Annotated in this window: 18 protein-coding genes, 2 tRNA genes and 1 pseudogene; 6 read left to right on the plus strand and 15 right to left on the minus strand. The window is 69.1% G+C overall.

Annotated elements, in window-relative coordinates; genetic code table 11:
- Nucleotides 1-8: 8 nt before the first annotated feature.
- From clpX to QE377_RS00495, 6 genes are all read right to left on the minus strand, one after another.
- A complete protein-coding gene (gene clpX, locus QE377_RS00470; RefSeq protein ID WP_307318597.1) occupies nucleotides 9-1,277 on the minus strand; it encodes an ATP-dependent Clp protease ATP-binding subunit ClpX in 1,269 nt (422 codons plus the stop codon).
- A 146-nt stretch (nucleotides 1,278-1,423) separates the two neighbouring features.
- Nucleotides 1,424-2,101: an ATP-dependent Clp protease proteolytic subunit gene (locus QE377_RS00475; protein WP_307318599.1), complete on the minus strand. Its 678-nt coding sequence runs from the start codon at nucleotides 2,099-2,101 to the stop codon at nucleotides 1,424-1,426.
- A gap of 27 nt (nucleotides 2,102-2,128) precedes the next feature.
- The gene (locus QE377_RS00480) at nucleotides 2,129-2,713 is read right to left on the minus strand and encodes an ATP-dependent Clp protease proteolytic subunit (RefSeq protein WP_137416779.1); all 585 of its coding nucleotides are present in this window, start codon (nucleotides 2,711-2,713) and stop codon (nucleotides 2,129-2,131) included.
- Nucleotides 2,714-2,746: 33 nt separating this feature from the next.
- Complete coding sequence (locus tag QE377_RS00485) at nucleotides 2,747-3,280, minus strand: tetratricopeptide repeat protein (protein WP_307318602.1); 534 nt, start codon at nucleotides 3,278-3,280, stop codon at nucleotides 2,747-2,749.
- A 65-nt stretch (nucleotides 3,281-3,345) separates the two neighbouring features.
- On the minus strand, nucleotides 3,346-4,794 hold the full coding sequence (tig, locus tag QE377_RS00490) for a trigger factor (protein ID WP_307318603.1): 1,449 nt from the start codon (nucleotides 4,792-4,794) through the stop codon (nucleotides 3,346-3,348).
- Nucleotides 4,795-4,861: 67 nt separating this feature from the next.
- Nucleotides 4,862-4,935 (minus strand) — tRNA-Pro (locus QE377_RS00495).
- A gap of 123 nt (nucleotides 4,936-5,058) precedes the next feature.
- Here QE377_RS00495 and QE377_RS00500 point away from each other — a divergent pair.
- Nucleotides 5,059-5,129 (plus strand) — tRNA-Gly (locus tag QE377_RS00500).
- 326 nt (nucleotides 5,130-5,455) lie between these two features.
- Nucleotides 5,456-6,829 carry an HNH endonuclease signature motif containing protein gene (locus QE377_RS00505; protein WP_307318604.1) on the plus strand — a complete coding sequence of 458 codons (1,374 nt, stop codon included), beginning with the start codon at nucleotides 5,456-5,458 and terminating at the stop codon, nucleotides 6,827-6,829.
- A 7-nt stretch (nucleotides 6,830-6,836) separates the two neighbouring features.
- On the opposite strand, the gene QE377_RS00510 is transcribed toward QE377_RS00505, so the two are convergent.
- The 3 genes from QE377_RS00510 to QE377_RS00520 all read right to left on the minus strand — a co-directional run bounded on the left by QE377_RS00510 (nucleotide 6,837) and on the right by QE377_RS00520 (nucleotide 11,965).
- Complete coding sequence (locus QE377_RS00510) at nucleotides 6,837-9,128, minus strand: DUF2510 domain-containing protein (protein ID WP_307318608.1); 2,292 nt, start codon at nucleotides 9,126-9,128, stop codon at nucleotides 6,837-6,839.
- Nucleotides 9,129-9,280: 152 nt separating this feature from the next.
- Nucleotides 9,281-9,811 (minus strand): gamma carbonic anhydrase family protein, encoded by a 531-nt coding sequence (locus tag QE377_RS00515; RefSeq protein ID WP_307318610.1) that lies wholly within the window; start codon nucleotides 9,809-9,811, stop codon nucleotides 9,281-9,283.
- A gap of 9 nt (nucleotides 9,812-9,820) precedes the next feature.
- Nucleotides 9,821-11,965: an acyltransferase family protein gene (locus tag QE377_RS00520; RefSeq protein ID WP_307318611.1), complete on the minus strand. Its 2,145-nt coding sequence runs from the start codon at nucleotides 11,963-11,965 to the stop codon at nucleotides 9,821-9,823.
- 149 nt (nucleotides 11,966-12,114) lie between these two features.
- Between QE377_RS00520 and QE377_RS00525 the strand changes: the two genes are divergently transcribed.
- Complete coding sequence (locus QE377_RS00525) at nucleotides 12,115-12,600, plus strand: Dps family protein (protein WP_307318612.1); 486 nt, start codon at nucleotides 12,115-12,117, stop codon at nucleotides 12,598-12,600.
- Nucleotides 12,601-12,661: 61 nt separating this feature from the next.
- Here the strand turns inward: QE377_RS00525 and QE377_RS00530 are convergent, their stop codons facing one another.
- The 5 genes and pseudogenes from QE377_RS00530 to QE377_RS17280 all read right to left on the minus strand — a co-directional run.
- Nucleotides 12,662-13,243, minus strand: coding sequence for a flavin reductase family protein (locus QE377_RS00530; protein ID WP_307318613.1), 582 nt, complete (start codon nucleotides 13,241-13,243; stop codon nucleotides 12,662-12,664).
- A 61-nt stretch (nucleotides 13,244-13,304) separates the two neighbouring features.
- A complete protein-coding gene (locus QE377_RS00535) occupies nucleotides 13,305-14,423 on the minus strand; it encodes an NAD(P)-binding domain-containing protein (RefSeq protein ID WP_307318614.1) in 1,119 nt (372 codons plus the stop codon).
- A 39-nt stretch (nucleotides 14,424-14,462) separates the two neighbouring features.
- Nucleotides 14,463-15,107: an SDR family oxidoreductase gene (locus tag QE377_RS00540; RefSeq protein ID WP_307318615.1), complete on the minus strand. Its 645-nt coding sequence runs from the start codon at nucleotides 15,105-15,107 to the stop codon at nucleotides 14,463-14,465.
- A gap of 35 nt (nucleotides 15,108-15,142) precedes the next feature.
- Nucleotides 15,143-15,454, minus strand: a complete 312-nt coding sequence (locus QE377_RS17275; protein WP_373459546.1) for a YchJ family protein — start codon at nucleotides 15,452-15,454, stop codon at nucleotides 15,143-15,145.
- 63 nt (nucleotides 15,455-15,517) lie between these two features.
- Nucleotides 15,518-15,700, minus strand: a pseudogene (locus QE377_RS17280) (hypothetical protein); the annotation flags it as partial.
- Between QE377_RS17280 and QE377_RS00550 the strand changes: the two are divergent.
- The 3 genes from QE377_RS00550 to QE377_RS00560 are packed head-to-tail and all read left to right on the plus strand — an operon-like array spanning nucleotide 15,642 to nucleotide 18,120.
- Entirely contained in the window at nucleotides 15,642-16,568 is a 927-nt protein-coding gene (locus tag QE377_RS00550; RefSeq protein WP_307318620.1) for a VOC family protein, read from the plus strand. The pseudogene QE377_RS17280 and the gene QE377_RS00550 overlap by 59 nt on opposite strands.
- Before the next feature lie 29 nt (nucleotides 16,569-16,597).
- Nucleotides 16,598-17,086: a hypothetical protein gene (locus QE377_RS00555; RefSeq protein WP_307318621.1), complete on the plus strand. Its 489-nt coding sequence runs from the start codon at nucleotides 16,598-16,600 to the stop codon at nucleotides 17,084-17,086.
- Nucleotides 17,086-18,120: an aromatic acid exporter family protein gene (locus tag QE377_RS00560; RefSeq protein ID WP_307318622.1), complete on the plus strand. Its 1,035-nt coding sequence runs from the start codon at nucleotides 17,086-17,088 to the stop codon at nucleotides 18,118-18,120. The genes QE377_RS00555 and QE377_RS00560 overlap by 1 nt, the downstream gene beginning before the upstream one ends.
- 6 nt (nucleotides 18,121-18,126) lie before the next feature.
- Here QE377_RS00560 and QE377_RS00565 read toward each other — a convergent pair whose 3' ends face one another.
- Nucleotides 18,127-18,492 (minus strand): TraR/DksA C4-type zinc finger protein, encoded by a 366-nt coding sequence (locus QE377_RS00565; protein ID WP_307318623.1) that lies wholly within the window; start codon nucleotides 18,490-18,492, stop codon nucleotides 18,127-18,129.
- Between the last annotated feature and the right edge of the window lies 1 nt (nucleotide 18,493).

Consider the following 18,493-nt stretch of genomic DNA (forward strand, 5'->3'; position numbering starts at 1 on the left):
CACGCGGGTCAGGCGGTCTTGCGCTTCTGACGCAGCACCAACGTGGGCGCGGCGCCTTCTTCGACGGCCGCACGGGTGACGACGACCTTCGCGACGTCCTCGCTGGAGGGGATCTCGAACATGATCGGACCGAGCACGTCTTCGAGGATCGCGCGGAGTCCGCGCGCGCCGGTCTTACGCGAGACGGCCAGCTCCGCGATCGCCTCGAGCGCGTCGCGCTCGAAATCGAGCTCCACGTCGTCGAGCTCGAACATGCGCTGGTACTGCTTCACCAGGGCGTTCTTCGGCTCCGTGAGGATCTCCATGAGCGCCTCGCGGTCGAGCGGCGAGACGGCAGCCACGACCGGGAGCCGACCGATGAACTCGGGGATGAGGCCGAACTTGTGCAGGTCTTCGGGCAGCACCTCGCTGAAGAGGTCGGGCGCGTCGTCCTTGCGCTGCAGCGGAGCGCCGAAGCCGACTCCGTGCTTGCCCACGCGCGCGGAGATGATCTCTTCGAGACCCGCGAACGCACCCGCCACGATGAACAGCACATTCGTCGTGTCGATCTGGATGAACTCCTGGTGCGGATGCTTGCGACCGCCCTGCGGCGGCACGGACGCGACCGTGCCCTCCAGGATCTTCAGCAGCGCCTGCTGAACACCCTCGCCCGACACGTCGCGCGTGATCGACGGGTTCTCGGCCTTGCGGGCGATCTTGTCGACCTCGTCGATGTAGATGATGCCCGTCTCTGCGCGCTTCGTGTCGAAGTCGGCAGCCTGCAGAAGCTTGAGCAGGATGTTCTCGACGTCTTCACCGACGTAACCCGCCTCGGTGAGCGCGGTGGCATCGGCGACGGCGAAGGGCACGTTCAGACGCTTGGCGAGCGTCTGAGCGAGATAGGTCTTGCCGCATCCGGTGGGGCCGAGCATGAGGATGTTGCTCTTGGCGATGTCGACCTCGTCGGCACGCTGATCGGCGGAGATGATGGTGCTCCGCGCGCGCACGCGCTTGTAGTGGTTGTAGACCGCGACGGACAGCGCCCGCTTGGCCTGCTCCTGTCCGACGACGTAGTCCTCCAGGAAGGAGAAGATCTCACGCGGCTTGGGCAGATCGAACTCGGCGACCTCGCCGGAGGTCTGCTCGGCCATGCGCTCTTCGATGATCTCGTTGCACAGCTCGACGCATTCGTCGCAGATGTACACACCAGGCCCCGCGATGAGCTGCTGCACCTGCTTCTGGCTCTTGCCGCAGAAGGAGCACTTGAACAGGTCGGCGCTCTCACCGATTCGTGCCATGATGCCTCTCTTCCCCCCGGATAGCTGCGCGGTACATCGAGCCTAACCGGAGTCGGGGACAACGGCCGTATTGCGCGTCAGGATGTGTGCAGACGGCACGACGCCCCGGTCCTCGCTCGGACCGGGGCGTCGTCTGTCGCACGATGTCAGCTCGTGAGAGCGGCGGGCGAGCGCTTGCGCGTGGTCAGCACCTGGTCGACGAGACCGTACTCGACGGCGGTCTCGGCGGAGAGGATCTTGTCGCGGTCGATGTCGCGGTTGACCTCCTCCTTGGTGCGGTGCGAGTGCTTCGCGAGGGTCTCCTCGAGCCAGGTGCGCATGCGGAGGATCTCCGCGGCCTGGATCTCGATGTCGGAGGCCTGACCGTGGCCGGCCTCACCCATCGCGGGCTGGTGGATGAGGATACGCGCGTTCGGCAGTGCCAGACGCTTGCCGGGCGCGCCTGCGGCGAGCAGCACGGCAGCGGCCGAAGCGGCCTGACCGAGCACGACCGTCTGGATCTGGGGCGACACGTACTGCATCGTGTCGTAGATCGCCGTCATGGCCGTGAACGAGCCGCCGGGCGAGTTGATGTACATGATGATGTCGCGGTCGGGGTCCTGGGACTCCAGCACGAGCAGCTGCGCCATCACGTCATCCGCGGAGGCGTCGTCGACCTGGACACCCAGGAAGATGACGCGATCCTCGAACAGCTTGTTGTACGGGTCCTGGCGCTTGTAGCCGTAGGCGGTGCGCTCCTCGAACTGGGGCAGCACGTAGCGGCTCGACGGCATCTGCAGTCCCTGCGGCGTGTGGGCCGCGGCGCCGAAAGTGGGGATGTTCATTCGGTTCTCTCTTCTCGCCGTCGCTCGTCAGTTCGCCGTGCCGCCGCCGCCGACGACGTCGGTCGCGGACTCGCGGATGTGGTCGACGAAACCGTACTCGAGCGCTTCGTCGGCCGTGAACCAGCGGTCACGGTCGCCGTCCTCGTTGATCTGCTCGACGGACTTGCCCGTCTGCGCCGCGGTGATCTCGGCCAGGCGGTTCTTCATCGACACGATGAGCTGGGCCTGGGTCTGGATGTCGCTGGCGGTACCGCCGAATCCACCGTGCGGCTGGTGCAGCAGCACACGGGCGTTCGGCGTGATGTAGCGCTTGCCCTTGGTACCCGCGGTCAGCAGAAGCTGACCCATCGAGGCCGCCATGCCGATGCCGACGGTGACGATGTCGTTGGGCACGAACTGCATGGTGTCGTAGATGGCCATACCGGCCGTGATCGAGCCACCGGGCGAGTTGATGTAAAGGTAGATGTCCTTCTGCGAGTCCTCGGCGGCGAGCAGCAGGATCTTCGCGCAGATCTCGTTGGCGTTCTCATCCCGCACCTCGGATCCGAGCCAGATGATGCGGTCCTTCAGCAGCCTGTCGAAGACGCTTGTCGCGACAAGGGGGTCGGCCATGTTCACTCCTGTTCGGTGATCGTGAGAACGAATCTACCGGCGCGGTTCGGGCCCCTCGCCCGTGTTCGCCGTCGGCATACGCTCCGGCGCATGAACGAGTTCGGCGGCGTATCCGCGCACAGATCGCTGGTAGCGCGGGAGGTGCGGGGCCAGCACCTCGAGCACGATCGCGAGGCCCTCGCGTTCCCGGTCCGACGATGCCAGCGCGAGCGCGTAGAAGGCCGCAGCCGCATCCCGCATCCCGCCCGGGCGCGCCTGGCGGTACTCCGTCTCGAGCAGTGACAGGCTCTCGTCGAGCTTGCCGAGGTTGCGGATGGTGCTCGCGAGCTGGATGACGGCCCGCGTGCGCCGCTCGGTGTCGAGTCCCGCCTCGAGCGCCGCCCGGTACAGGGGCTCGGCCTCCTGTTCGCGGCCCGCGGAGTCGTAGGCCCCCGCGCGCTCGAACAGCGCGACGGCGTCCCCGGCCCCGCGCTCGCTCGCCAGGCGCTCGATCTCGTCGATCCGGGCCTCGTCGCTCAGCGACTCGTCGTCCCATACGGCGTCGACGCGTGTCTGCCAGTCGGTCATGCTCGTTCCCCTCCGGTACGACGAAGGGCGGATGCTTCCGCATCCGCCCTTCGTGCTGGCGCGTCTTACTCTGCGTCGGCCTTCTTGGCCGGGGCCTTCTTCGCGGCGGGCTTCTTGGCCGCAGCCTTCTTCGCGGGCTTGGCCTCCTCGGCGGCGGCCTCGTCCTCGGCGTCCGCGGCGGCGTCGGCGATCTCCTCGGCCTCCTCGACGACCTCGGCCTCGGCAGCCGGCTCGTCCTCGATGGCGATGAAGCCGGTGAGGTCGACGGGCTTGCCGTCGGTGTCGACGACGCTCACGCGACCGAGCGCGATCGCGAGGGCCTTGTTGCGGGCGACCTCACCGATCAGGGCCGGCAGCTGGTTGCCCTGCTGCAGCGCGTTCACGAAGTCCTGCGGGGCCATGCCGTACTGCGCGGCCGACTGGATCAGGTACTGAGTCAGCTCGTCCTGCGAGACCTGCACGTCGGCTTCTTCGGCGATCTTGTCGAGGAGGACCTGCGTGCGGAACTGCTTCTCGCTGGCCTCGGTGACCTCGGCGCGGTGCTCGTCGTCTTCCAGGCGACCCTCACCCTCGAGGTGGGCGTGGACCTCGTCCTCGACCAGCTTCGGCGGCACGGGGATGTCGACCTTCTCGAGCAGCACCTCGACGAGCTTGTCGCGCGCTGCGGCACCCTGAGTGAAGTTCGACTGCTGGGCGACGCGCTCGGAGAGGCTCGCGCGCAGTTCGTCGATCGTGTCGAACTCGCTCGCCATCTGGGCGAAGTCGTCGTCGGCGTCGGGCAGCTCGCGCTCCTTGACGGCCTTGACGCTCACGGAGACCTCGGCCTCTTCGCCGGCGTGGTCGCCACCGACCAGCTTCGAGCGGAACGTGGTGTCCTCACCGGCGGTGAGGGACTCGATGGCCTCGTCGATGCCCTCGAGCAGCTCGCCGGAGCCGACCTCGTAGGAGACGCCCTCGGCACGGTCGATCTCGTTGCCGTCGATGGTGGCGACCAGGTCGAGCTCGACGAAGTCACCCTTCGCAGCGGGACGCTCGACGGTCACGAGCGTGCCGAAACGGGCCCGGAGGTTGTCGAGCTCGGCGTCGATGGCCGCCTCGTCGGTGGCGACGGCATCGACGGTGATCTCGAGGCCCTCGTAGGCGGGGAGGTCGAAGTCGGGACGCACGTCGACCTCGACAGTGACCTTCAGGTCACCGGAGAAGTCGCTGACCTCGGGGAGGGCGACGATGTCGGCCTCGGGACGGCCGACGACCCGCAGACCCTGCTCGGCGACAGCCGCGCGGTAGAACCCGTCGAGGCCCTCGTTGACGGCGTGCTCGAGCACGGCGCCGCGTCCGATGCGCTGGTCGATGATCGGAGCCGGGACCTTGCCCTTGCGGAAGCCGGGGATCTGGACGTCCTGAGCGATGTGCTCGTACGCGTGAGCGATCGAGGGCTTGAGCTCCTCGGGCGAGACCGAGATCTCGAGCTTCACCCGAGTGGGGGTCAGCTTCTCGACGGTGCTAGTGACCATGCCTGTTGTTCTCCTCTGTTCCGCGCCAACGCACGGTGGCTGAAGGTCTGGGGTCTTGGGGGCCGTGTCGGGGCGACAGGATTTGAACCTGCGGCCTCCCGCTCCCAAAGCGGGCGCTCTACCAAGCTGAGCTACGCCCCGGGCGGGCGGGCACGCGAACGTGCACCGGATTCGGCCCCGAGAAGTCTAGCCGACGCTGCCCGCGCGTCGAATCGACGTTGAGAACTCAGCTATGCTTGCTGAGGTCGCGGCTGATGCCGCTCCGGGGATGTAGCTCAATGGTAGAGCCTCAGTCTTCCAAACTGATTACGCGGGTTCGATTCCCGTCATCCCCTCCGACGAAGAACGCGGTCCGGCTCGCCCGGACCGCGTTCTTCGTTTCTCGGTACTGCCGGGAATCGAAAGCAGGCGAAGCCTGCGTCTTCGATCGTGCCCCGCCGCCAGAGGTTCCGCGCGCGGCGCAGCCGCGGGTGGAGGGGCGGTGGGGACCGTCATCCCCTCCGCAGAGCCGGTCCGAGTACACCACCCCGCCTCCGGCGATGTCCGAGGTCGGTGCCACACTGATGTCAGGTCGAAATCACCTGGTTCCGACCTGATTCACCCGCCGAGTGCCCCGGCGAAACAGGTCGCGCGAGAGCGCGCCTCGACGAAATGTGGGCACATGCGAGACGACGGAATCATCGGCTTCAACGACGCGGATGCCGCGGCGTTGGCCGAGGCCGTCGAGACGGTGCGCAACGCCGACGCCGCTATCGCTGCTGCCCAGGCTCGGCGCATGAGGGCACTGGCAGACGCCGAGCACCTCGCGCGGCGGCTCGCCTCGCACGCGCGCGCGAACGTGCGCGTGCACGATATGGCGCAGCGCGCGGTCGCGGCCGAGATCGGCGCGGCGACCCGGCTCGCCAACCGGACCGTGCAGCGCCAGATGAGCGCCGCCGCGCAGATCGTCGACGACTACCCGCAGACGCACGCCTCGCTTGCTGCAGGCTGCATTCAGCTGAGCCATGCGCGGGTGATCGTCGACGCCGGCGCGAATCTTCCCCAGGACCGGCGCGCAGTGTTCGAGCGGTCCGCTCTCACCATCTGCGAGACCGAGAGCGTCGGTCGCGCTCGCGCACGGGTCGAGATCCTCGCCGAGCGGCAGCATCCGACGACGCTCACCGAGCGCCACGCCACTGCGCGCGAAGGGCGACGCGTGTTCACGACACCGCTCCCCCACGGCATGAGCGAGATCGTCTCCGTCCAGCCGTCGATCATCGCCGATGCGATTGACGACCGCCTCACGCGACAGGCGCGGAGCCTGATCGATCTCCGCAAGCAGGCCGCTGACCGCGCGAACGCAGCCCGTCGCGCCGGAGGCGAGCCGGATGCTGACGACCTCCTCCTCGCGGGCGACACGCGCACCACCGACCAGATCCGCGCCGACCTCCTCGCCGACATGCTGCTCACGACACAGCCCGGTGCCGATCCGACGCGCGACGACGACGGCCCGGGCACCCTCGGCGCGATTCGCGCCCACGTGCAGGTCGTGGTCCCCGTCGACGCTCTCACCGGCGGTGACGCCGAGGTGAGCGAGCTCGTCGGCAGCGGCCCGCTCGATGCCCAGACCGCCCGGGTCCTCGCCGGCGGCTCCTGCACGGGCTGGGACCGCATCCTCACCGACCCCGTTTCAGGTCAGGTCGTCGCGGTCGACAGGCGCAGCGTCCCGCCTGCGCTGCGTCGCACCGTCCACGCACGCGATCGGCACTGCCGATTCCCGGGATGCCGCGTGCCCGCCATCCGGTGCGAGGTCGACCATGTGCGCGACTGGGCGCGAGGTGGGCCGACCCACCTCGACAACCTGCAGTGCCTGTGCCAGCGGCACCACTCGATGAAGCAGTTCACGGCGTGGCGGGTCCGACAGCTGCCCGGAGGCGTGATCGCATGGACCTCCCCGCTCGGCGCCACCTACATCGATGACCCGCCGCCACCCGTGCAGTTCACCGAGTCCCCCGATGGCTCCGAGGACGACGGGTCCGATCCGCCACCTTTCTAGGATCTGGTCACTGCGGTGTGGTCGCGTACGAGCTGATGAGCGAATCCACCATCCAGCTCGCATCCTCGGAGCGCGCCGCGCTGCCCTGGAAGCCGGAGTCGGGGATGAGGAGGAACCGGTTGGCGTCCGGCGAGTCGTTCCACGTGGAGTCGACGGCCAGCCATGCCCCGTCGATGTTCACCTTGTTCCACGCATGACGTCCACCGGAGTAGACCGTGCCCGTGACCACCACCGACTCCACATCCGCCGCCTGCATCAGCAGTTGATACGCGTCGGCGTAGCTCGCGCACACACCGGTCTGCTTGATCAGCACACCCGCCGCGGTCCACGCGTCCTCGTAGCCGTCCGGGATGACTTCGACCCCCGTCGCGTTCTTCGCCTCGAGCGCCGCGTGGTCGTACTCGGCGTGAGCGGTCAGCCAGTCGTTGAGCGCGACCGCCTTGTCCCGAGCCGGCATCTCCGGTGTCGTGACCGCGGCGACGGCCGCATCCACCGCCGTCTTGATCTCGGCCTGCTGCGACTGGATCGCGGAGCGGTCTTCGTCGTAGGTGACGTACAGCGTCTTGTTGTCGTACACGGCAGCCCCCTTCACGCCGAGCGCATAAGGGTTCTGCTTCAGCGCCTCATCCAACGCGTCGTCGCCCTGCGGGGCGCCCGGCGCGGAAGTCAACGCGGAGATGTCCACCGCCTTCGACCCGGCGATCAAGTGCGCCGCGATGAACCGCGTCAGCTCCGTGCTGCCGAACACCGGATACGCCACGTCGGGGTAGGTGTCGACCGTTTCGATGTCGGGATCGACCGGTGCCGAGACCAGCTGGAAGCCCGCCGCTCCCGTCGGCGGCGCTGCGGCAAGCGCGGCGGCGTTGAACGCGTCCGCTTCCGCCGCGAGGTCCGTCACCGCCGCCTGCGGCACGTACGTCCACGTGCCCAGCTGCGTTCCCCGCGCGAACATCGGCACCATGTACCACTCGCGGTAGGGACGAGCCTGGGACGCGTCCACGTACGTGATGGCGGCGCGCGTGGCACCGTCCAGCGACGTGAACGGAATGGTCTTCGGAAGAGCCGCCACGCTCGGCACCGACGTGCCGATCTCGCCCCGCAGCGTAGCGGTCGCGATCTGGTAGGGCAGCGCGCCGACGCCCTGACCGATCGTGTCGAAGCTCTGGTACGGCGAGAAGCGCTTCCCGTCCGTGGCGATGACGCCGAAGTCCCACCCCGACGTGCCGTAGTTCGGTCCGGGCAGGTATCCGGCGCCCTCTTCGTCCGCGCTCGATCCCTCGTAGGCCCTCAGCGCGTCGTTCTGACGCTCGGGCCACGGCTCGTTCTGGAGGCCGCTCTCCTTCACGACCGCCTCACTGGTCCATGTCGTGTCGGACGTCGAGCCGAGCAGCGTGTAGCTGCGCGGTCCGGTCACCTGAGCCTCCGACGCGACGACCAGGTACTCGGTCGCGCCGTCGACGGCCTGCCAGGTGAGTGCGAGGCTGCCGTCGCCCGTGGGCGTGCCGAGGCTCGCGACCGGGGTCGCCAGTTCGCGCTTCACCGTGAACATCGTGACGATCGGCTTCGCGAGCGGGTTGCCCTCCTTGTCAGCGCGCTGAACGAGGTAGTACTCGTCGTGCAGTGACCACTCCGAGATCGCCGAGTCGGAGATGTCCCGCTGGCCGTCGCCTGCGCGCGCGTAGGTCGAGTCGTTGGGAACGACGCGGATGCGGCGATCATCGGACGGGTAGGACGTCGAGCTCGCCGGCTGAACGACCGTCGCGCCTGCCTCGTGCGTGAGAGCCGCGTCGTAGTACACCTGGAAAGCCCAGTCCGGCGCCGCACGACCCTCCTCGTACCCCGATTGTTCGGTCTTCGGGCTGTTCGCCGCGTTGACGTCCCTGAGGAGGTAGTCCACGTCGAAGTGGAACTCGTGATCGCGGTCGAGATCCAGCATCGGGTCGGTGTAGTCGTACTGCTCCGACAGATCGGTGTGCAGCGCCGCAGGCACGCCCTCGATAGGACGAAGGAACGTGAACATCCCGACAACGAGCGTCACGACGGCGATGAGCGCGACACCGCCGGTCACGCTGAGCCCGATGATGAGCCCCTTGCGGCGCTTCCGCGGCGGACGCGGCGCCGGGGCGGGTGCGGCGTGCGCCGACGCGGATGCGGGCGCGGCCGGCTCGGGCGTAGCGGCGGCGGGCTGCGTCGATGCGTCAGGACTCACGTGCGACGTCCAGGACGTGCCGTCCCAGTAACGTCGCCCACCGCCGCCCGCGGGATCGGGGTACCAACCGGCCGGTGTCGTTTCTGCCATGACGCCCTGATTCTCGAGATGCTGCGGGGACCTCGCACACGCTAACCGAGCAGAGGAAACTCCGCCGGAACCCTTGCGCACACCAGGGGGTTCCACGCTAAGGGAGGCACAGGCCGCCGCCGCGCCTCCGCGGCTCGGCTGTGGACAGGTCGTCAGTCGGCTGAGGCGTGACGCTCGCTGTGCGCGAGGTAAGCCTCAGCGTTGCGTACCAGGCCCGCGCGCTCCTCGTCCGTCAGCGCGCGCCGCACCTTTCCGGGCACACCGGCGACGAGCGAGCCGTCGGGGATCTCCGCCCCCTCGAGCACCACCGCTCCCCCGGCGATGAGGCACCCGGCGCCGATCCGCGCACCGTTGAGCACGACCGCGCCCATGCCGATCAGACTCCCGTCGCCGATCGTGCAGCCGTGCACGACCGCGTTGTGCCCGATCGACACGTCCTCGCCGATCGTCACCGGATGGCCGCCGTCGACATGCACGCTCACCGAGTCCTGCACATTGCTGCGCGCCCCGACCGTGACCATGTCGCCGTCGGCGCGCAACACCGCGTTGTACCAGACGCTCGCATGCTCCCCCAACCGCACGGCGCCGATCAGGCGCGCACCGGCGGCCACGAATGCGGATGCGGGCACTTCCGGGGCGGTGTCGCCGAGAGCGATCACGGATGCGGATCCCGAGACGGTCATGCCCCGACCCTAACCGGCCGCACGCTCCAGCGCGGAGCGGATCGCCTCGGTGTATTGCGGCATGAGCGAGTCGACGAAGGTCACCGTGAGGTGGTCCTGATCCCGATAGACGTTCGCGCCGCCCACGACAGGGAAGCAGGTCGAGTCGTCGCAGTACACGTCCGTGAAGTCAAGCAGCGTCACTCCCGGCGTGCCCTCCGCTGCCTCGCGCAGCGGATCCTTGGCGACCAGGACGTCCGATCGGGCGCCGTCGCAGGCAGCCGCGTCGCGGGTGCGGAGGCACTTGTTGGGGTCGGTCTCCCAGACCGGGTTGTCGACGACGGTGATCACGGGCACGCCCGCATCCGTCAGCTTCGACCATGCCGAGCGGTAGCCCGCGACGGCGGCGTCATAGGAGGAGTCATGACCGGCCGACGCGTACGGCGTCGTCGCGAGGGCGGAGGTGAAGACCACATCCGGCTGCGCATCCACGAGCGCCTGATCCACCGCGGTACGCCACGCCGAGCACGCCGCGCCGAACGCTCCCGGCGTCGACAGCGGGGTGTCGTTCCACGGACACGCGCCCTTGAAGAAGGTCACGAGGCGCCATCCGTTCTCGTCCGCCATCCGCTCGAAGGTCGACAGCAGTTGGAACGCGTGGCTGTCGCCGATCAGCGCCACCGTGGGCGCATCCGGCGCATCGGAACCGAAGGTGCAGCTCACGGGCCGCGCATCGTTCAGCTGGACGAAGCACTGCTCGTCGGCCGGTTTGTCGACCCCGGCGAACCCCGGCGCCGGGAGGATGGCGTCGGATGCCGGCGTGTCCCGGCAGTCCGGATCGAGGACGGACTGCGCGCCGAAGCAGGACGGCGGGTCACTGCGCAGCTGCTCGAGCTGCGCGACACCGTCTCGGTAGGCGGGCGCGTTGAGCGCCCATGCACCGCCCGCGGTACCGGCCACCAGCACCATCGCTGCGAGCGACGCCCAGAGCGTCACGCGAGGGCGCCGGGAGGTGAGCACACGCCAGGACCGCGCCGGATCCTCGACGAACCTCTTGGTCAGCCACGCGAGCACGAAGCAGATGGCCAGCAGCGCGACGCGGTGGTAGATGCTCAATCCCCAGAAGGGCACGGAGGGCGCGATGATGATCAGCGGCCAGTGCCAGAGATACAGCGAGTACGAGATGTCGCCGGTGAAGCGCATCGGGGCGATCGACAGGACGCGGGTCGGGTACCACCATCGGGTGGAGTTCGAGGCTGCGATCACCGCGGCGGCGCCGACCGCCGGCAGCAGCGCGGCGTAGCCGGGGAACGGCGTCGAGGAGTCGAAACGGAAGGCCGTGTAGACGAGGGCGACGATGCCCGCCCAGCCGAGCACGAAGCTCGCCGCCGCGTTGCGCACCCGCAGCGCGGGCACGAGCGCGACCATGGCGCCGAGTCCGAACTCCCACATCCGGCCGAAGGTGACGAAGTACGCCGGCGCCGGATCGTTGAGGGTCAGGACGATGCAGAACACGAGGGATGCGGCGCTCACCGCACCCAGTGCGATCAGGACGGCGCGTCGGCGACGTCCTGCGAAGAACCGCACGCCGATCCATGCCGCGAGAAGCATGATGAGCGGCCACAGCACATAGAACTGCTCCTCTAGCGAGAGCGACCAGTAGTGCTGCACCATCGCCGCCTCCCCGGAGTTGCCGAGGTAGTCGACGGAGGCGACGGCGAGGTACCAGTTCTCGACGTAGAAGGTCGACGCGATGATCTCGCTGACCTCTCGTTGCAGCCCCGAGATGGGCATGAGGTACGGAGATGCGGCGACGATCGCACAGAAAAGCAGGACGAGGAGGGAAGCCGGCAGCAGACGGCGCGCACGCCGAGCCCAGAACTGCCCCAGGCGCACCGTCCCCGTCGCCGTCAGCTCGCGCATCAGATGCCCCGTGATCAGGAAGCCCGAGATCACGAAGAAGACGTCGACGCCGACATAGCCGCCGGGGATCCGCCCCGGCCAGAAGTGGTAGAGCACGACCAGCAGCACAGCGATCGCGCGCAGGCCCTGCACGTGCGGGATGAAGCGCGAAGGTTCCGCGTGCTCGGGCGACGCACCGGTCGGCTGACGACGGCGCAGGCGCGCCGGCTCGTCCAGATTATGCGGAGTCCGGGCGGGGTCTGAGGCTGGCACCCTCCGACGTTAGCCGCACGTTCCCCGGAATCCGGTCTACGGCACGATCTCCGATCGGGTGAGCCCAGCCTCATCTTGCTTGCGGAATTTCTCCGACTGGTTAGCGTTTGATTCAGCAGATGCGACTGCCCGAAACGGAAGGCTTTGTCATGACGAAGAACCAGACCATCCCCGCCAGCGCTGCCGACCCGACCGTCGCCGCCGGAGCCGCGCAGTTCCTCACCCCCGTCACGCTGGGCCTGCAGGCCCTCGCCGTCACCGGCAAGCAGGCGCACTGGAACGTGCGCGGCGCGAACTTCATCGCCATCCACGAGCTCCTGGACTCCGTCGTGGAGCACGCACAGGGCTGGGCGGACGAGACCGCCGAGCGCATCGTCGCCCTGGGCTTGCCGGTGGACGCCCGCCTGTCGACGATCGCGGCGAAGGTCGCTCCGTCGTCCGTGCCCGCCGGCTTCACGCAGTGGGACGAGATGATCCGCCACATCGTCGCCGACATCGACACGATCATCGTCGACGTCCAGACGGCGATCGACGGCTTGGACGAGATCGACCTCACGAGCCAGGACATCGTCATCGGCATCCGTGCCGGTCTCGAGAAGGACCGCTGGTTCCTCTCGGCCCACCTCGCCGAGTAAGCGGACCACATGAGAAGACCCCCGTCCTCCGAGGAGGCGGGGGTCTTCTCATGAGACGGGCTCAGTCGATCCGCGAGTGGTCGCCGAGCCGGTGCCACGAGCGATTGTGGTAGACCAGCGCGTCGCCGTGCTCACCGGGCTGCACGTCCCGGTTGATGCCCGACTGCAGGGCGTGGGCGGCGATGACCGTGGATCCTCCCGCGTTCATGCGCTCGATGATGGCGCAGCGCACCCAGGCCCGGACGCCGTTGTAGACGGGCTCCCCGGTGACCAGGCGGCTCCAGCTCTCGGGATCGGCGAAGCGGTCGATGCCGCTGGTCGACGCGAGCTTGGCGACGCCGAGGTCGTCGCTGTCGAGGAGGTGGACGACGACCGTGTCGGCCGCGAGGATCGCGGGGGTCGCCGACGACAGGGCGGAGACCGAGAAGATCAGCAGCGGCGGCTCCGCGCTCACCGACGAGACCGAGGTGGCGGTCAGCGCGACCGGGCCGTCCGGCCCCTCGGCCGTGATGACCGCGACTCCGCCGGGATGACCGCGGAACAGGGCCTTGAACTCGTCCGGCGACAGCGAGGTGCCGGCGAAACGGTCGCGTTCGGCGCCGTGCTCGCCGAGCGGGTTCGACAGGGGTGCGGGAGTGGTCATACGTCGACGCTACGACTTTCATGTTTCGGGCAGGGTACGGGGCGACACACAGCGCAATGCATCATCCGGCGATCGCCACCTCTGGCGCCTGAAGCACACCGTCCGTCAACAGCTGGCGCACGGCGGAGCGACCGGCTCGGTTCGCGCCGACCGTCGACTGAGAGGGGCCGTAGCCGATGAGAAAGAGCCGCGGCTCATCCAGCGCACGCGAATCCTCGACCCGGATGCCGCCGGCAGACGTCCGCAGCCGGAGGGGCGCGAGGTGGTCGAGGGCGGGGCGGAAGCCCGTCGCCCAGAGGATGACATCGGCGCGCTCGAAGGTGCCGTCCGGCATTCGTACGCCGTCCGGCTCGATCGCGCGGAACATCGGATGCCGCACCAGCACACCTCGTCGATCTGCTTCGCGCGCCCACGGGGTCCAGTGCATCCCCGTGACCGAGATGACGCTGCCGGCCGGCAACCCCTGTCGCACCCGCTCCTCGACACCGGCGATCGCGGCGACCCGCGCCGGGATGTCGAACTCGTCGTCACGCCACTCCGGCTCGCGCCGAGTCACCCAGAACGTGTCGGTCACCCGGGAGATCTCCTCGAGAAGCTGCACCCCCGACACGCCCGCTCCGACGATCACCACGCGCTTGCCGGCGAACTGCTCGGCGGAGACGTAGTCGTGCACGTGCAGCTGCGTCCCGCGGAACGTCTCACGCCCGGGCACCGCCGGCCAGTGCGGCCTCGTCCACGTCCCCGTCGCATTGATCACGTATCTCGCCGCGAACGTGCCCGCATCCGTCTCGACCCGCAACCGATCACCGGCGCGGGAGACCGCCCGGACCCGTACGGGACGGCGCACCCGGAGATCGAAGCGCTCCTCATAGGCGGCGAAGTACGGCGGAAGGACATCGCGGCTGGACGCCGCGGGGTCCGCCGGCGGCACGGGGAAGCCGGGCAGCTCGTGGATGCCGTTGACCGTCGCCATCCTCAGCGACTCCCATCGGTGCTGCCAGGCTCCGCCGGGCGCCGATTCGGCGTCGAGCACCACGAATGTGCGCGGATCGGGACTCTGCGCGTCGAGCGGACGGAATCCGCGACGGTGCAGATGGTAGGCGGCGGAGAGGCCGGCCTGACCGGCTCCGATCACGACGACATCCACGGGCACGCCGACGGCGGGATCGGATGCGGTCATGTCCTTCTCAACGCCCGCGAAGCGCGGCACATTCCGCCCTCAGGCGCTCAGCGCCTCGGCGATGGGCGTCTCACCGGCGCCGAAGCGGATCGTGCGACGGATCGTGGCAGGGCTCCCGAGCGTCGCGGCGATCACCTGGGCGACGTCGGCCCGGGAGATCTCTCCTCGACCTGTCGGCTCGGTGGTGATGCGGCCGGTCGCGTCGTCGGAGGTCAGAGTCCCGGGGCCGAGCACCGTCCACTCGAGAGAACTGCGCCGCAGGTGCTCGTCGGCCGCCAGCTTCGCGTCGGCGTAGGGGAAGAAGGAGTCGGAGGGGTCGATGCCGTGATCCGGCGAGGAGCCGATCCACGACACCATCACGAAGCGCGAGGCGCCGGCCACCTCGGCCGCATCCATGGCGCGGATGGCGGCGTCGCGATCGACGGCGTAGGTGCGAGCCGCGTCGCCTCCGCCTGCACCCGCCGACCACACGACGGCATCGTAGTCGGCAAGGGCATCGGACAGCGTCTTCGTATCCGCTGCGGCGACGTCCAGAACCAGCGCGGTGGCCCCCGCCGCGCGGACGTCGTCGACGTGGTCCGGGTTGCGTACGACGGACGTGACATCGTCGCCCCGAGCCGTGAGCAGGGGCGCCAGCAGGAGAGCGATCTTGCCGTGTCCGCCGATGATGAGGATGCGAGACATGGTCCGTCCTTTCGCGTCGTGAGCGTGTCCCCAGCCTACGTACCGGGCTCCGGCGAGGGGCCGGGCGGATCGAGGACGCCGTCGAGGTACCACCACCTGGCGCTCTGCTTCACGAATCGACTGCGCTCGTGCAGCACACCCGAGGACGAGCCATCGCGCCATGCGGCGCGGAACTCCACGGTGCCCCTGCGCTCGGCGGCCGACCCGCCGACCGTGTCCAGGATCGTCAGCCCGCGCCAGCGCACGTGACGGTCGAGGGACAGCTCCGTCGGTCGCGTGCCGGGATGCCAGGTGTCGACGAGGTAGTCCGCGTCCTCACGGACGAACGCCGTGTAGCGGGAACGCATGAGCGCCTCGGCCGTCAGCGGGGGCGTACCCGCCAGGGCCGGACCGCAGCATTCACCGAAGGAACTCCCGCTCCCACACGGGCACGGCTGGTTCTCCATCCGACGATCCTCGCCCGCGCGCCCATGCGACGCAATACTCGCCGCCGAGTCGGTGTTGTACGCGACGACCACCCGAGGAACGAGCATCATGAACAGCCCCCACACCCCTGCCGCCGCTGGCGAGATTCTGCCCGATGAGACCGCCATGGACGCCGTGACCCTGCGCGTCGGCGATCTCGAGAAGATGACGGGCTTCTACGGGTCCGCCATCGCGCTGGAGCCCATCGAGGAACGCGCGCGCGGACGCGAGGTGCATCGCGTACTCGGACGCGGCGGAGTTCCCCTGGTGCGCCTCGTGCACACGCCGGATCTCCCTCTCGCCGCGCCAGGCTCCGCCGGCCTCTTCCACACCGCGTTCCTCTTCGACGATGCCGCAACCCTGGCCGCCACCGTCTACCGAACCGCTCAGGACGGCCGCGCCCGGTTCACCGGATCGAGCGATCATCTCGTCAGCGAGGCGTTCTACTTCACGGACCCCGAGGGCAACGGAATCGAGTTGTACACCGACCGCTCGCGCGATCTCTGGCGTCACGTCGACGGAGAGGTGCAGATGGACACGGTCTTTCTTGATCCCAACGACTACCTTCGCGCCCACCTCACGCAGGAAGCGTTCGATCGCGTGTCCACCGAGCCCGGCCGAGTCGGACACGTCCATCTCCAGGTGGGCGACATCGCCCCGGCGCGTCGCTTCTACGTCGATGCCCTCGGCTTCGCACCCACCTTCACCGGTATTCCCACCGCGCTGTTCGCGTCGGCCGGCGGGTACCACCATCACGTCGCCATGAACACGTGGAACAGCGCGGGAGCAGGTCCCCGGGCGGCGAGTCTCGGCCTGGGCGAGCTGGCGCTGGCCGTGCCCGACCGTGCCGCGCTGGACGCCTTGACCGAGCGGCTGCGCAGTTCGAACCTCGCCTTCGACGACGACGGTCGCGCGGTGACGGCGCATGACCCGTGGGGCACACGGGTGACGGCGACCATTGGCGGCACGAGCACGGACGAACTGCTGACACGGTGATGCGGCGCGGAGCCCCGTACCCTGAACGGGTGGCCTCCGACACCGAAACCCTCCGCTTCGTCACTCCACGAGGCCGGCTGCTCGTGCTCGCGGCGCTGTGCGCTGTGATCACCGCCATGGGTGTGGTCATCGTGATCCTCAACATCGACAACACGCCCAGCCTGTTGCTCGGCGTCGCCGTCGTGGGCATCTTCGGGCTCGGCGGCGGATTCTCGCTTATCGGTCAGTTCCGCAACGCGACCGTGCTGCGCGCGGACGCCGAGGGCATCCGCGTCGCGCGCATGGGTGCGGCGCCCTGGGCCGATGTCGATCGGATCGCGACCACGGCCAAGGGCGAGCTCGGCATCCGGATGCGCCGCACCGAGGCGCTCCTCGCCGGCGCGCACAACAGCCACACGCGCGAGAGCCTTCGGGCGCAGCGGGAGCGCAGCGGCGGCTACGACCTGACCTTCACCGCGCACGATCTCGGTTGCCCGCCGGCGGATGCCGCCCGGTCGCTGCGCGCGCTCCAATCCTGATGGCCCGCCTCTCGCTCCCCGTCACAGTGCGCGCGACCCAGCGCGCACCGCTCCTGCTGGTCGTCAAGTCCGCCGTCGCGACCGTGGGGGCGTGGCTCCTCTCGCAATGGCTGATCCCCGGCCCGCCGCCGGTGTTCGCGGCGATCGCCGCTGTCCTCGTCGTGCAACCGAGCCTGAACCAGTCGTTCACGCGGGCGATCGAGCGCTCCGTCGGCGTCATCGCAGGGGTGCTGCTCGCCTCCGCGCTCGGGCTCGCCTTCGGCAACAGCACGTGGGTCGTGCTGCTCGCCGCGGGGGCGGGGCTGCTCGTCGCCTGGGCGCTGCGTCTGTCCCCCACCGCCTCCACCCAGATCGCGATCAGCGCGATCCTCGTGCTGTCGCTGGGACCTGCCACCCCCGACTACGCGCTCGATCGGATCCTGGAGACCTTGCTGGGTGCGGCCATCGGCTTCGTCGTCAACATCGCGATCGTCCCTCCGGTCGCGATCGCCCCGGCCCGGGAGGCGACCGATCGGCTGTCGACGGAACTGGCCGCATCCCTGGACCGTCTCGCCGACGCGCTCGAGACACAACGCGCCCCGGGCGAGCTGGAGGCGTTGATGGTCGAGGCGCGGCTGCTGCGCCCCATGCGGGATGCGGCGGAGCGCGCCATCGGAGGCGGAGCGGAATCCCTCGCGCTCAATCCCCGCAGCCGGCGGCATCGCACGGAGCTGGCCGAGCTGCAGGACCGTCTGGATCTGTACACGCCGATCGTCACGCAGGTCACGGGCATGACGCGCGCGGTGTACGACCATTACGCGCCGGAGATCGTCACCGATCCGCAGGTGCGGGCTCTCGCGGAGCAGATGCGTCGCGCCGCGCACGATCTGGAGCGCACGCGCGCGTCGGAAGCGGTGCCGGTGGCCGAGCCGCCCGCGCTGACCACACCGCTCCAGATCCCGCGGCCGCCCTCCGCGCACTGGGTCCTGATCGGCTCACTTCTGGAAGACCTGCACCGCATCCATCACAGCCTCGTAGAACGCGAGGACGCCTAGGAACGCTCAGCGGCCGCGCTCGCCGCAGGATACGCACAGGGTCGCCGTCGGACGCACGAGCAGACGCCCCACCGGGATGTCGCGACCGCACGATGCGCAGACGCCGAAAGCGCCGTCCTCCAACCTGCGCAGCGCGTCGTCGATCTCATCGATCTCGGTTCCCGCGGCACGGCGCAGTCCCTCCAGCCGCGACCACTCGTCGCTGAGCGTGGCACCCTCGGGGTCGTGTTCGTCATCGGCGCCGGCCGGATCGTCGCGTGCCTCCTGGACGCTTCGAATGGCCTCGCCGCGCGCGATCAGACGTGCCGATGCCTCGCGGCGCGCCGACGTCAGCAGCTCCGTGAAGACGGCGGGATCGATCTCTTCGTTCACA

This window comes from Microbacterium sp. SORGH_AS_0862 (assembly GCF_030818795.1).
GTDB lineage: Bacteria > Actinomycetota > Actinomycetes > Actinomycetales > Microbacteriaceae > Microbacterium.

Excerpts from the sequence above, each read along its gene's own strand:
- clpX (WP_307318597.1), bottom strand. The coding sequence starts at position 1,277 with ATGGCACGAATCGGTGAGAGCGCCGACCTGTTCAAGTGCTCCTTCTGC.
- QE377_RS00475 (WP_307318599.1), bottom strand. The coding sequence starts at position 2,101 with ATGAACATCCCCACTTTCGGCGCCGCGGCCCACACGCCGCAGGGACTG.
- QE377_RS00480 (WP_137416779.1), bottom strand. The coding sequence starts at position 2,713 with ATGGCCGACCCCCTTGTCGCGACAAGCGTCTTCGACAGGCTGCTGAAG.
- QE377_RS00485 (WP_307318602.1), bottom strand. The coding sequence starts at position 3,280 with ATGACCGACTGGCAGACACGCGTCGACGCCGTATGGGACGACGAGTCG.
- tig (WP_307318603.1), bottom strand. The coding sequence starts at position 4,794 with ATGGTCACTAGCACCGTCGAGAAGCTGACCCCCACTCGGGTGAAGCTC.
- QE377_RS00505 (WP_307318604.1), top strand. The coding sequence starts at position 5,456 with ATGCGAGACGACGGAATCATCGGCTTCAACGACGCGGATGCCGCGGCG.
- QE377_RS00510 (WP_307318608.1), bottom strand. The coding sequence starts at position 9,128 with ATGGCAGAAACGACACCGGCCGGTTGGTACCCCGATCCCGCGGGCGGC.
- QE377_RS00515 (WP_307318610.1), bottom strand. The coding sequence starts at position 9,811 with ATGACCGTCTCGGGATCCGCATCCGTGATCGCTCTCGGCGACACCGCC.
- QE377_RS00525 (WP_307318612.1), top strand. The coding sequence starts at position 12,115 with ATGACGAAGAACCAGACCATCCCCGCCAGCGCTGCCGACCCGACCGTC.
- QE377_RS00530 (WP_307318613.1), bottom strand. The coding sequence starts at position 13,243 with ATGACCACTCCCGCACCCCTGTCGAACCCGCTCGGCGAGCACGGCGCC.
- QE377_RS00535 (WP_307318614.1), bottom strand. The coding sequence starts at position 14,423 with ATGACCGCATCCGATCCCGCCGTCGGCGTGCCCGTGGATGTCGTCGTG.
- QE377_RS00540 (WP_307318615.1), bottom strand. The coding sequence starts at position 15,107 with ATGTCTCGCATCCTCATCATCGGCGGACACGGCAAGATCGCTCTCCTG.
- QE377_RS17275 (WP_373459546.1), bottom strand. The coding sequence starts at position 15,454 with ATGCGTTCCCGCTACACGGCGTTCGTCCGTGAGGACGCGGACTACCTC.
- QE377_RS00550 (WP_307318620.1), top strand. The coding sequence starts at position 15,642 with ATGAACAGCCCCCACACCCCTGCCGCCGCTGGCGAGATTCTGCCCGAT.
- QE377_RS00560 (WP_307318622.1), top strand. The coding sequence starts at position 17,086 with ATGGCCCGCCTCTCGCTCCCCGTCACAGTGCGCGCGACCCAGCGCGCA.